The 12,688-nt window shown below is 69.1% G+C and carries 12 protein-coding genes; 7 read left to right on the top strand and 5 right to left on the bottom strand.

Annotated elements, in window-relative coordinates:
* Positions 1–19: 19 nt before the first annotated feature.
* Positions 20–709 carry a response regulator gene (locus KZC52_RS03760; RefSeq protein WP_247622724.1) on the bottom strand — a complete coding sequence of 230 codons (690 nt, stop codon included), beginning with the start codon at positions 707–709 and terminating at the stop codon, positions 20–22.
* The gene (locus KZC52_RS03755; RefSeq protein WP_247622723.1) at positions 706–1,986 is read right to left on the bottom strand and encodes a sensor histidine kinase; all 1,281 of its coding nucleotides are present in this window, start codon (positions 1,984–1,986) and stop codon (positions 706–708) included. The genes KZC52_RS03760 and KZC52_RS03755 overlap by 4 nt, the downstream gene beginning before the upstream one ends.
* A gap of 139 nt (positions 1,987–2,125) precedes the next feature.
* Here KZC52_RS03755 and KZC52_RS03750 point away from each other — a divergent pair, with 139 nt between their 5' ends.
* The gene (locus KZC52_RS03750) at positions 2,126–3,565 is read left to right on the top strand and encodes a cation:dicarboxylate symporter family transporter (protein ID WP_247622722.1); all 1,440 of its coding nucleotides are present in this window, start codon (positions 2,126–2,128) and stop codon (positions 3,563–3,565) included.
* A 59-nt stretch (positions 3,566–3,624) separates the two neighbouring features.
* On the opposite strand, the gene KZC52_RS03745 is transcribed toward KZC52_RS03750, so the two are convergent.
* Together KZC52_RS03745 and KZC52_RS03740 are read right to left on the bottom strand one after the other, a co-directional pair.
* A complete protein-coding gene (locus tag KZC52_RS03745; RefSeq protein WP_247622721.1) occupies positions 3,625–3,804 on the bottom strand; it encodes a DUF5302 domain-containing protein in 180 nt (59 codons plus the stop codon).
* 10 nt (positions 3,805–3,814) lie between these two features.
* On the bottom strand, positions 3,815–4,426 hold the full coding sequence (locus KZC52_RS03740) for a DedA family protein (protein ID WP_247622720.1): 612 nt from the start codon (positions 4,424–4,426) through the stop codon (positions 3,815–3,817).
* A 155-nt stretch (positions 4,427–4,581) separates the two neighbouring features.
* Here KZC52_RS03740 and KZC52_RS03735 point away from each other — a divergent pair, with 155 nt between their 5' ends.
* From KZC52_RS03735 to KZC52_RS03710, 6 genes are all read left to right on the top strand, one after another.
* A complete protein-coding gene (locus KZC52_RS03735) occupies positions 4,582–6,513 on the top strand; it encodes a GDSL-type esterase/lipase family protein (RefSeq protein WP_247622719.1) in 1,932 nt (643 codons plus the stop codon).
* A 265-nt stretch (positions 6,514–6,778) separates the two neighbouring features.
* A complete protein-coding gene (locus KZC52_RS03730; RefSeq protein WP_247622718.1) occupies positions 6,779–9,055 on the top strand; it encodes a polyribonucleotide nucleotidyltransferase in 2,277 nt (758 codons plus the stop codon).
* A 213-nt stretch (positions 9,056–9,268) separates the two neighbouring features.
* A complete protein-coding gene (locus tag KZC52_RS03725) occupies positions 9,269–10,297 on the top strand; it encodes an aldo/keto reductase (protein WP_247622717.1) in 1,029 nt (342 codons plus the stop codon).
* 80 nt (positions 10,298–10,377) lie between these two features.
* Positions 10,378–10,980 carry a histidine phosphatase family protein gene (locus KZC52_RS03720; protein WP_247622716.1) on the top strand — a complete coding sequence of 201 codons (603 nt, stop codon included), beginning with the start codon at positions 10,378–10,380 and terminating at the stop codon, positions 10,978–10,980.
* A 63-nt stretch (positions 10,981–11,043) separates the two neighbouring features.
* Positions 11,044–11,784: a 4-hydroxy-tetrahydrodipicolinate reductase gene (gene dapB, locus KZC52_RS03715; RefSeq protein WP_247622715.1), complete on the top strand. Its 741-nt coding sequence runs from the start codon at positions 11,044–11,046 to the stop codon at positions 11,782–11,784.
* Positions 11,781–12,218 carry a hypothetical protein gene (locus KZC52_RS03710; protein WP_247622714.1) on the top strand — a complete coding sequence of 146 codons (438 nt, stop codon included), beginning with the start codon at positions 11,781–11,783 and terminating at the stop codon, positions 12,216–12,218. The genes dapB and KZC52_RS03710 overlap by 4 nt, the downstream gene beginning before the upstream one ends.
* Positions 12,219–12,229: 11 nt before the next feature.
* On the opposite strand, the gene KZC52_RS03705 is transcribed toward KZC52_RS03710, so the two are convergent.
* On the bottom strand, positions 12,230–12,655 hold the full coding sequence (locus KZC52_RS03705; protein WP_247622713.1) for an OsmC family peroxiredoxin: 426 nt from the start codon (positions 12,653–12,655) through the stop codon (positions 12,230–12,232).
* Between the last annotated feature and the right edge of the window lie 33 nt (positions 12,656–12,688).

Below are 12,688 nucleotides of genomic sequence, written 5' to 3'. Positions count from 1 at the left end.
AGCCGGTGCAGGCGTGGGCTCAGGTTCCGTCGCCTCGTCGCCACGTGTACTCGGTCTCCGGGCGACCGCGGGCGCCATAGCGTGCCCCGCGGTCGGCGAGGCCCTCAGCGGCGAGGTGTTCGAGGTACCTCCGAGCGGCGACGCGCGACATCCCCAGCTCGGCCGCAGCCTCGCTCGCCGAGAGCGGTCCGCTGCGCCGCAGCGCGGCCGTCACCCGATCCAGAGAGGAGGGTGAGAGGCCCTTCGGCAGGGGAATGCTCCCGGTCGACCTCCCCAGCAGCGCATCGATCTCGGCCTGGGTCGCTTCTCCGTCCGTCGCCCGCGCCTGCGTGCGATGCGCGCGGTACTGCGCCAGTCGCTCCTGGAAGACGGAGAACGAGAACGGTTTGACGAGGTACTGGAAGACACCGAGCGCCGCCATCTGACGGACCGTCTCGGCGTCTCGCACCGCGGTGATCGCGATCACGTCGACGGCGGCGGAGCGGGCGCGGAGTGTGCGCAGCACATCGAGTCCGGAGCCGTCGGGCATCGTCACGTCGAGGAGCACGAGGTCGAATCCGTCGCCGTTCGCGCGGTCCAGGATCGCCTGCACCGCGGCGCGTGCTCCGGTGCACTCCCCGGCGACGACGAACCCGTCGAGCCGCTCGATGTAGTTCCGATGCAGCTCGAGCGTGAGGGCGTCGTCATCGACGAGCAGCACGCGGATCATCGCCTGCCCCGCCCGCGCGCAGCCGGAAGGGTCACGTGGAAGGTGGTCGGATCGTCGCGGACCTCGATCCGGCCACCGGCATCGAGCACGAGAGCGCGCACGAGCGTCAACCCGACCCCTCGCCCTGCGACGCCCGCCTCCTTCGTCGAGAATCCGGAGGCGAAGATCTCGTCGCGCAGCGATGGGGGGACACCGGGGCCGCTGTCGGCCACGTCGAGCTCGATCCCGTCGCTCGGCGAGCGACGCAGTGTGACCGACACCCACCTGTCGTCGGAATCCGTCACGGCATCCATCGCGTTGTCGATCAGATTGCCCAGGACCGACACGCTGTCGACGGGCGACAGCGGCGTCGGCGGAGTGTCGGGCGCGATGGTCATGCGCCAGTCGATTCCGCGCTCCTTCGCCTGGGAGGCCTTGCCGAGCAGCAGTGCTCCGACGGTGGGGTCGCCGTGCCGGCGGGCGGTGACCTGGTCCACCAGCGACTGGCTCTGCCGCGAGGTCTCGGTGAGGATCTCGATGGCCTCGTCGATGCGCCCCAGTTCGAGAAGCGCGACAGCGGTATGCATGCGGTTGCCGTGCTCATGTGTCTGAGCGCGCAGCGCGTCGCCGAGCGTACGGATCGACTCGTAGGACGATACGGCGTCTCTCACCTGACCCGGAGGCAGATCCCCGGCGATCCGTCGAGTGATCCGCCGTGCCGCCCAGGCGCCGAGTGCCCCGGCCGCCACGAGGGCGGCGGTGATGCCGAGGGAGAGGGGAAGGCGTCGCAGCAGCGTTTCGCTGATGGTTTCTGTGGTGACGCCCGCGGCCACCCAGCCGAGGAGACTCCCGTCCGCACCCGTCACCGGGACGATGGTGCGGACCGAGGGGCCCAGTGTGCCGGTGAACTCCTCGGTGAGAGGCGCCGGACGATCGGGGATGGTGCCGAGATAGGGCTTCCCGATCTCGTCGAGATCGGGATGGGTCACCCGGATGCCGGTGGTCGTCATGATCGTGATGAAGTCGAGCCCCGCGGCGTCGATGACCTCCAGGGCGTACGGTTCGAGCGTGCGCGTCGCGCGTTCCCGGTCCGCGTCCGCGAGCGACGACGAGACGAGCGGTGACGCGGCGAGCGCGACGGCGGTGGACGCGGTCACCCGCTCGGCCTCCGCACGCGTGGCGCGCTGCGCCTCGACGACCAGGAACAGCGCCACCAGGGCGCCGATGACGCCGGCGGACACCAGCAGGACGAGGAACACGCGCGAGGCCGCGCTCCGGTCGGTGCGGGCGTGCGACATCGCGTCTCCCTTCGTCTGCGGTGGCGAATGTGACCAATACGACCACAAATGGTGCCGTCGCGGGAAGTCGGCGAACGTGGGCACACCGCCGGCGACGACGCCGGTCCCGAACGACGACGTTCATCTCCGAGGAGGAACAATGGCCATCACCACCGGATTCACGTTGCCCGGCTTCCACTGGAGGCGCGGCAAGCAGTCCTGGGACCGTCACACCTGGCTCTACGTGTCGGTGATCATCGCGGTCGTGCTGGGCGCACTCGTCGGGCTGATCTGGCCCGAGGTCGGGCAGAGCTTCGAGCCGCTCGGCAAGGGATTCGTGGCGCTGATCAAGATGATGATCGCCCCGATCATCTTCTGCACGATCGTCGTCGGGGTCGGGTCGATCGCCAAGGCCGCGACGGTCGGGAAGATCGGCGGACTCGCGCTGCTGTACTTCATGGTGATGTCGACCTTCGCCCTGGCCATCGGGCTGGTCGTCGGCAACCTCATCCACCCGGGATCGGGCCTCGATATGGCCGGAGCGACGTACGATGCCGACACGGCGGAGGCGAAGAGCACCCAGGACTTCATCCTCGGGATCATCCCGGCGACGTTCTTCTCGGCGTTCACCGGAGAGAGCGTGCTGCAGGTGCTCTTCATCGCGCTGCTCACGGGCTTCGCGCTGCAGGGGTTGGGCGACCGCGGCGCACCGATCATGGACGCGGTCAAGAACCTCCAGAAGGTCGTTTTCCGCATTCTCGGGATGATCCTCTGGCTCGCACCGCTCGGCGCGTTCGGAGCGATCGCCGCGGTCGTCGGCAAGACGGGCATCTCGGCGATCTGGAGCCTCGGCATCCTGATGGTGGCGTTCTACATCACGTGCATCCTGTTCATCGTCGTGATCCTGGGCGTTCTGCTCTACGCCGTGACGCGGGTCAACATCTTCCGGTTGATGAAGTACCTGGGCCGGGAGTACCTGCTGATCGTCGGCACGTCGTCGTCGGAGTCGGCCCTTCCGCGGCTGATCGCGAAGATGGAGCACGTCGGGGTGTCGAAGCCCGTCGTCGGCATCACCGTTCCCACCGGTTACTCGTTCAACCTCGACGGAACGGCCATCTACCTCACCATGGCCTCGCTGTTCATCGCGACCGGCATGGGGCAGCCGATGTCGATCGGCGAGCAGATCGGTCTGCTGGTCTTCATGATCATCGCGAGCAAGGGAGCGGCCGGGGTCACCGGCGCGGGACTCGCGACGCTAGCCGGGGGACTGCAGGCCTACCGTCCCGATCTCGTCGACGGCGTGGGCGTGATCGTCGGCATCGACCGGTTCATGTCCGAGGGACGCGCTCTCACCAACTTCACCGGCAACGCGGTCGCGACGCTCCTGATCGGCACGTGGACGAAGCAGATCGATCGCGATCGGGTCGGTCGGGTGCTCAGGGGCGACCTGCCGTTCGACGAATCACTGCTGGACGGGGTCGACGACCACGGGATGTCCGACGGCAGCGAGGCTGCTGACGTGCACGAGCTCAAGGAGTCCGCGCTCGACGAGATGTCGGCGAAGGAGGAGCGCGCGCGTCGGCGTGCGCTGCAGAGCTGACTCGAACACCGGATGAAGGACGCGGGAGCCGACGGACATGTCGGCTCCCGCATCGGTGGTCAACCGCTCTTGCGTCGGAACTCGCGCCGCGTCTGCGGGGCCGCACCGCCGTGGACGGCGGAATCGCCATCCAGGTGGGACTCGCCCTGGCGGTGCTGCGCGTTCTTCTTCTCGAGCGCTTCCTTGAACTTGCGCTTCATCTCCTCGGAGGAGGAGGTGGCGCCTTCTTCGGTGCTCATGTCCGCCAGCCTAGGCCACCGGCGTCTCGTCCGGGAGGTCTCGCCTGCTGCGGCGCGTGATCAGATCGATGAGCAGACCGAGACCGATCGCCACCGCGACAGACACGGGGACCGCCACGATCGGTCCGCCGGGGAGGACTGCGGCGACGGCTGCGCCGACCGATGCCTGGTACACGGCCCATCCGAGTGCTGCCACGGTGACCAGGGCGAGATAGCGCGGAGGATGCACGCGGGACGCTCCGGCGACGAGGTTGATCGCGAGACGGGCGAACGGAACGAACCGTGCGGTAAAGAGAACCGTGGCCATCCCGCCGTCCAGTCTGCGGCGGGCCCAGTCGAGCGCCCGTCGGACGCGCGGCGCGCGCATCCACCCCCAGCGTTCGGTTCCGACGAAGCGCCCGATCAGGTAGCACGCGATGTCGCCGAGAGCCGCCGCGGCTGCGGCGCAGGCGATGACGGCCCAGAGCGGGGGAGCGCCCGTCGAGACGGAAGCCGCGCCCAGAGCCGTCACCGCGACCTCTCCGGGGATCACCACCAGGAAGGCGTCACCGAACACGAGGAGGCACATGACCGCGAGCGCCCAGGGGCCGGCGAGGACATCGGCGAGGAGATCGGTGGGCACGTCCTCAACGGTGCCCTCCGGCGGTGAACGGCAACTGAAATCCGGATAGCCGGTGACGGGCTTTCGTGCATCCGGTGAACATCTGGTGCGCGCCCCGCGAATCGGCCTCGACCGCCGATCGCTGCCTCCATCCTGGGGGTGTGAGAGTCGCGATCGTGACAGAGTCCTTCCTTCCGCACATGAACGGTGTGACCGGATCCGTCCTGCAGATCCTGCGCCACCTCGAACGACACGGGCACGATGCCCACGTCATCGCCCCCGCCGCGAACGGCATGCCGCAGGACCTGCACGGTGCCCCGATCGAGGCGATCCCGAGCCTCGCACTCCCGGGGTACCGCAACGTCCGCGTCGGCACCTCGCCGGCCTCGCGCCTGGCGGTCTCCCTCCGGCGCTTCCGCCCGGACGTCGTGCACCTGGCGTCACCGTTCGCGCTGGGATGGCGGGGCGTGCTCGCCGCAGAACGGCTCGAGGTGGCGTCGGTCGCGGCCTACCAGACCGACGTCGCGGCCTACACCGAGCGCTATCGCGTCGCCGCGACGACGGGGATCGCACAGACGCACATCGCCCGGCTCCATCGGCGCGCGACGCTGACCCTCGCCCCCTCGTCGGATTCCGCCCGGCAACTCGAGCACCTCGGCGTCGACCGGATCCGCCGGTGGGGGAGAGGCGTCGACGCGGAACGCTTCCAGCCGGCGCGCCGTGATGAGAATCTGCGCGCCCGGTGGGGTGGGGAGGTCGTCATCGGGTACGTGGGCCGCCTCGCCCCGGAGAAGCAGGTCGAGGACCTCGTCGCGCTGCGTTCCCTCCCCGGCGCGCGCCTCGTCATCGTCGGAGACGGACCGAGCAGAGCGCGCCTGCAGGCGATGCTGCCGGATGCCGTCTTCCTCGGTCACCTCGACGGCGATGCGCTCGCCACCGCCGTCGCCTCGTTCGATGTCTTCGTGCATCCAGGGGAGAGCGAGACCTTCGGACAGACGTTGCAGGAAGCGCACGCGAGCGGTGTGCCCGTGGTGGCCACCGGTCGCGGCGGGCCCCTCGACCTCGTCCGGATGGGGATCGACGGATGGCTCTACCGCCCGGGAGACCTCGACGACCTGCGGATGCGGGTGGCCGACCTGGCGGGCGACGCCCGCAAACGCCGGGCGTTCGGTGAATCCGGCCACGACGCGGTGCAGGAGCGTTCCTGGGACAGCGTGTGCGGACGCCTCCTCGAGCACTTCGACGAGGCCCGCACGTTGAAGCGGGTCGACACCTCGCTCCGCGCTCGCCGCAGCATCCGACCCGAGACGCCCCTGCCCGTCGTCCCCGCACGGTGGCAGAGGTACATCGCCCTCGGCGACTCCCTCACCGAGGGGCTGTGCGATCCCGCCCCCGACGGCGCGCTGCGCGGATGGGCCGACCGCCTCGCCCTCCTGCTGGCCTCGCGGGGAGGGCTCCACTACGCCAATCTCGCCATCCGCTCCAAGCGGGTCGCCGATGTGTGCGGCCCTCAGCTGGACCGCGCCCTGCAACTCCGTCCCGACCTGGTCTCCGTGCTCATCGGTGCCAACGACCTGGTGAAGCACCGCGTCGACATCCCCGCGCTCGCCGCGGAGCTCGAGCGTGCGATCGTGCGTCTGCGGGCGACGGGAGCCACGGTCGTCCTCGTGACGCCGTTCCTGCCGGGTCGGCGTGCGGCGGCGATCTACACGGCCCGGTTCGCGGCGTTCGCCACGGCGCTCGGCGGCATCGCCGCGCGTACGGGCTCGGTGCTGATCGACACCGACCTGCACCCGGCGCTGCGCGAGCGCGAGCACTGGGGGGAGGACCTCGTCCACCTCAGCAGCAGTGGTCACCGCTTCCTGGCGTATCGCGCGGGCGAGATCCTCGGGGTTCCGCACGCCGAGGCCCTCGGCGCCCTCGACGCCTCACTGCACGAGCAGATCGACATCGGTACCGGACTGTGGTGGTCCCGCCATGCCCTGCCCTGGGTGTGGCGGCGGCTGCACGGGCGTGCAGCCGGCGACGGCCGTGTCGCGAAGCACGACGACTACGTCTACCTGGGGCGCTCGACGGCGCAGCGCGGCGTACCGGCGGGGCGGGGGTGAAATTGGGCGTCCCTGGTAGGGTTGGGGAGGCTGACCTGTGTCGGCCGGACAACTTCACATCGACTCATGGAGCGATCGGCGGAGGAGCTGGTCCCCTGTGGTGGGTTCCTCGGCAGACGTCATGTCGGGTGGCTTTCTACTGGTGGCCAGCGCAGGCGACATTCGCGAGAGTGCTCGCGCGCCCTTATCCTGCCGTTCCGCTCCTTCATGAACACGCTCGCGCGTCACACGGATTCGCGAGTCTAAACAAAGAAGGAGAGACCTCTTGGAAGGTCCTGAAATCACCGCCACCGAGGCCGTTCTCGACAACGGCCGCTTCGGCACCCGTACGATCCGCTTCGAGACCGGCCGCCTCGCGCAGCAGGCTCAGGGCGCAGTCGCCGCGTACCTCGACGGCGAGACCATGCTCCTCTCGGCCACCAGCGCCGGCAAGCACCCGCGTGAGGGCTTCGACTTCTTCCCGCTGACGGTCGACGTCGAGGAGCGCTCCTACGCCGCCGGCAAGATCCCCGGCTCGTTCTTCCGTCGCGAGGGTCGTCCCTCCACCGAGGCGATCCTGGTCTGCCGTCTGATCGACCGTCCGCTGCGTCCGTCGTTCGTCGACGGCCTGCGCAACGAGGTCCAGATCGTCATCACCGTCCTCTCGATCGCTCCGGGAGAGTTCTACGACGCTCTCGCGATCAACGCGGCATCCGCGTCGACGCAGATCTCGGGTCTCCCGTTCTCCGGCCCCGTCGCCGGTGTGCGCCTGGCGTTCATCCCCGGCCAGGGCGAGCACGCCGACCAGTGGGTCGCGTTCCCGACGGCCGAGCAGGTCAGTGAGGCCGTGTTCGACCTCATCGTCGCCGGTCGCGTGGTCACCAAGGCCGACGGCACCGAAGACGTCGCGATCATGATGGTCGAGGCCGAGGCTACCGAGGGCAGCTGGAACCTCATCAAGGCGGGCGCCACCAAGCCCGACGAGGCCGTCGTCGCCCAGGGCCTCGAGGCCTCGAAGCCGTTCATCGCGCAGCTCGTCAAGGCTCAGGCCGAGCTCGCCGCCACCGCGTCCAAGGAGCCGGGCGTGTACCCGGTCTTCCCGCCGTACTCGAGCGAGGTCTACGACTTCGTCGCGGGTCGTGCGTACGACGAGCTGGTGAACGTCTACCAGATCGCCGACAAGACCGAGCGCCAGAACGCCGACGACGCAATCAAGGACCGCGTCAAGGCGGAGCTCATCGCGGCGACTGAGGCTGGTGAGCTGCCCGCTGGCGCACCCCTCGAGTTCTCGGGTGCGTACAAGTCGGTCACGAAGAAGATCGTCCGCGGTCGCATCCTCACCGAGAGCGTCCGCATCGACGGTCGCGGCCTGGCCGACATCCGTCCGCTCGACGCCGAGGTGCAGGTCATCCCGCGCGTGCACGGCTCCGCGATCTTCCAGCGCGGCGAGACCCAGATCATGGGCGTCACCACGCTGAACATGCTCAAGATGGAGCAGCAGATCGACTCGCTGTCGCCCACGACGAGCAAGCGCTACATGCACCACTACAACTTCCCGCCCTACTCGACCGGTGAGACCGGCCGCGTGGGTTCGCCGAAGCGTCGCGAGATCGGGCACGGCTTCCTCGCCGAGCGCGCACTCGTGCCGGTGCTGCCGAGCCGCGAGGAGTTCCCCTACGCGATCCGTCAGGTCTCGGAGGCGCTCAGCTCCAACGGTTCGACGTCGATGGGCTCCGTCTGCGCGTCGACCCTCTCGCTGCTGAACGCGGGTGTGCCGCTGCGCGCCCCCGTCGCCGGTATCGCGATGGGTCTCGTCTCCGACGAGGTCGACGGTGAGACCCGCTACGCCGCCCTCACCGACATCCTCGGTGCGGAGGACGCGCTCGGCGACATGGACTTCAAGGTCGCCGGTACCAGCGAGTTCGTCACGGCGATCCAGCTCGACACGAAGCTCGACGGCATCCCGTCGTCGGTGCTCGCGGGCGCGCTGACCCAGGCGCGCGACGCGCGTCTGACGATCCTCAACGTCCTCAACGCCGCGATCGACGCGCCCGACGAGATGGCGCCGACCGCGCCGCGCGTCATCAGCGTCCAGATCCCGGTCGACAAGATCGGCGAGCTGATCGGCCCGAAGGGCAAGACGATCAACGCGATCCAGGACGAGACCGGCGCGCAGATCTCCATCGAGGAGGACGGCACCGTCTACATCGGCGCGACCGACGGCCCCTCGGCCGAGGCCGCCCGCGCTCAGGTCAACGCGATCGCCAACCCGACCAACCCGGAGGTCGGTGAGCAGTTCCTCGGCACCGTCGTGAAGATCGCCACTTTCGGTGCGTTCGTCTCGCTGCTGCCCGGCAAGGACGGCCTGCTGCACGTCACCGAGGTGCGCAAGCTCGCCGGTGGCAAGCGCGTCGAGAACGTCGACGACGTGCTCTCGGTCGGTCAGAAGATCCTCGTGAAGATCACGAAGATCGACGACCGCGGCAAGCTCTCGCTCGAGCCCGTGATCGACGAGGCCCCCGCGGCCGACGCCGCTCCGGCCGAGGAGGCCGCGGCCAAGTAATCGGCTCCGTACGACGAGGCCCGGTGCCTTCCCGCAGGGGAGGGCATCGGGCCTCGTCGTTCTCGTGATCGAACTGTTATGGGAAGTTTGCCCGCCGTTCCGCGGATTGGTCGGCGAGTTCGCCGGTTTCGCATACCCTCGAAGTACGCACCGGGGGGTGCATGAATGCAGGTACGAAGATCGGATCGCACCGATCGACGTGGGGGTGAGAGTATGCGATTGTTCGGCGTAGGCGCAGGGGCCCCGGATGATCGCGCGCTCGCGCAGGGTGCGGAGCATCCTTCCGCCCCGATCCCGATCGTGGGTCCGGGGGTCGGCGAGACCATCCGCGTCCCGCTCGGTGAGACCGGGCTCGAGACATTCCCGCTCATGCTCGGCGCCGCCGAGTTCGGGTGGAACGTCGATCTCGAGACGAGCCACGGCATCCTCGATCGCTACATCGAGTTCGGCGGCAACGCCGTGCACACCGCCGACGGGTTCTCGGGCGGTCGCAGCGAGCACATCATCGGTCAATGGTTGCGGTCCCGCGGGCTGCGCGACGAGGTCGTGCTGAGCGCGCGCATCGGCGCGCACGCGGACAACCCGGGGCTCGGGTCGGTCAACCTCGTGCGCGCGGTCGAGGGGTCGCTGACACGGTTGGGTACCGAACGCATCGACGTGCTCTACCTCGATGCCACTCTCGACGCCACGACGAATCTCGAAGACACCCTCGCGACCGTGGAGTGGCTGGTCGACGCCGGCAAGGTGGCGGCCGTCGGCGCGTTCGGATTCGCACCGGAGCGTCTGGTCGAGGCGCGCATCCTCGCGTCGGCGGGCTATCCGCGCATCGAGGTCGTCGACGCCCCGTACAACCTGATCCGCCGCCAGTCGTTCGAAGGTGATCTCCGCCTCGTCGCCGGTGCGCAGAACCTCGCGGTGACCCCGTCGCACGCGCTCGAGCACGGATTCCTCTCGGGCCGCCACCGGAACAAGTCCGTCGCCTCCCGCGGAGTGCGGGGCGAGCAACTGCGAGGCAACCTCAACCGTCGCGGCATCCGCATCCTCCGCGCGCTCGATCAGATCGCGGAGGAGCTGAGCGTGCCGGTCGCCGCCGTCTCGATCGCCTGGTTGCTCGCCCAGAGGTCGATCGTGGCACCGATCGTCAACACCTTCGCCGCCGAGCACGTCGACGAGCTCATGCAGGGGGCGGGCGTCGCCCTGTCGCGCGCGCAGCTCGCCGACCTCGCGCGAGCAGGCACCTGAGCGGCTTCACACGACTGTCATATGCGTGGCATAGGGTGGAGTGAGAGCCCGGCAGATGCTGGCGATGAAGCGAGCGAGTAGTGACGCACTATATCTATCTGGTCAGACACGGTGAACATCAGGATGCCGAGCACGGCCTGGCCGACGGACCCCTTTCCCCGCGTGGACAGCGCCAAGCCGAATTGATCGCCGACCGCCTGGGCGGACTCCCGCTCGATGCCGTCTGGCACTCTCCACTGCTGCGGGCGAACGAGACGGCACGGGCGATCGCGGCCCGCCTGCCCTCCGTCGATCCCAAGCCGACCTCGTTGCTGTTCGACTGCGTCCCGACCGGAATGACCGAGGAGACTCCGGCCGCGTTCGAGCCGTTCTTCGGATCGATCACCGACGCCGAGATCGAGGCCGGCGGCGCGCAGATGTACGACGCCGTCAATGAATTCCTCGTGCGCAAGACCGGCGAGGTGCACGAGGTGCTCATCACCCACAACTTCGTGATCTCGTGGTTCGTGCGCGAGGTGCTCGGGGCACCGGAGTGGCGGTGGATGACGTTGAATCAGGCCCATTGCGGTCTCACCGTCATCGCGCAGAAGCAGGGCCGTCCGTGGACGCTGCTGAACCACAACGACACCGGCCATCTGCCCATGGAGCTCCGCACGGGTATTCCGGACGCGATCCCGGTCTGAGTCGGCGGCGGTTACCGCGCGCCCCCGGCCGTGGCGCGCAGTGCCCGAAATAGACTGGTACCCATGACCACGCAGGTAGCAATCGTCGGCGGGACCGGCAAGCTCGGGGCGATCATCCACGCCGTCATCGACGACCTGGACGGGTTCGAGGTGAGCCGCATCCTGTCCTCGTCGAGCGACCTGTCGGAGCTCGTGGGTGCCGACCTGGTGATCGACGCGTCGACGCCCCAGGTGAGCATCGACGTCGTGCGCTCGGCGGTCGAGCACGGGCAGAACGTACTCGTCGCGACATCGGGCTGGTCGGCCGAGCGCATCGCGCTCGTGCGACCTCTGGTCGAAGCCGCAGGAACCGCCGCGGTGTTCATCCCCAACTTCTCGCTCGGTTCGGTGCTCGGTTCCGCTCTCGCCGCTGCGGCGGCACCGTTCTTCGACTCCGCCGAGATCGTCGAGGCGCATCGCGAGACGAAGATCGATTCGCCCAGCGGCACTGCCGTGCGCACCGCCGAACTCATCGCGGCCGCGCGTTCCGAGCAGGGGCCGGTGAGCGCCCCGCACGCCGATCAGCGGGCCCGAGGTCAGCAGGTCGGCAGCGTCCCGATCCACTCGCTCCGTCGTCCCGGCGTCATCGCGAAGCAGGAGGTGGTGCTCGCGGGCCCCGGCGAGTCGCTGACGTTCACGCACGACACCGTCGAGCCCGCCCTCGCCTATGCCCCCGGCATCCGCCTCGCGGTTCCGTTCGCTCGGGACGCGACGGGAGTCGTCGTCGGTCTCGAGAACATGATCGACATCGGCATCCGCTCATGATCTCCCGCATCGGCGTCGGAGTGATGGCCCTGTGCCTCGCGCTCTACATCGTCGTGGTGGGCTATCGCGCCGTGCTGATGCTCGGCACCGGCGAGCCGATCGCGATCGCGATCGGCGTCGCGCTGCTCGTCATGCCGTTGATCGGCGCCTGGGCGCTGATCCGCGAGATGCAGTTCGGCTTCGCCGCGGACCGGCTCGGGCGCACGCTCGATGCCGAAGGCGGGATGCCGGAGGCGGAGACGGAGCTGACCCCGAGCGGACGCATCGCCCGGGCGGATGCCGACCCGATGATCGAGCGATACACCGCCGCGGCGGAGGCCGCACCGGAGGAGTGGCGCGCGCGATTCCGGCTGGGTGTGGTGCAGGATGCCGCGGGGCGGCGCAAGGACGCCCGCGCGAGCATCCGCGAGGCGATCAGGCTCTCGCGCGGCTGATCGCCGGCGACTCAGGCCAGAGTGGCTTCGAGGGTGATGTCGATGCCCGCGAGCGCCTGAGAGACCGGGCATCCGGACTTCGCCTCTTCGGCGATCTCCTGGAATGCCTCGGGGGAGAGCCCGGGCACCACCGCGTTGACGTTGAGGTGGCTGCCGGTGATGCCGACGCCCGGCTTGAAGGTGACGGATGCGCTCGCGTTCACGCGCTCCGGCGGGGTGCCGTTCTCGCTCAGCGCGTGAGCCAGAGCCATGCTGAAGCACGACGCGTGCGCGGCGGCGATGAGCTCCTCCGGCGTCGTGGTGGTGTCGCTGCCCTCACTGCGTGCCTTCCAATCGATGGGGAAGGTGCCGAGCTTCGACGACGAGAACGCGACGGTGCCGGAGCCCTTCGCCAGTGATCCGGTCCAGGTGGTGGTCGCTTCGCTGGTTACGGGCATGATTCCTCCGGTTCTCGCACTGCGGATGCGCAG

Origin of the sequence: Microbacterium galbinum, assembly GCF_023091225.1 — a bacterium.
Classification (GTDB): Bacteria; Actinomycetota; Actinomycetes; order Actinomycetales; family Microbacteriaceae; genus Microbacterium; species Microbacterium galbinum.
Note: the sequence above shows the minus strand (reverse complement) of the source record. Positions and strands in the feature narration are given on the sequence as shown.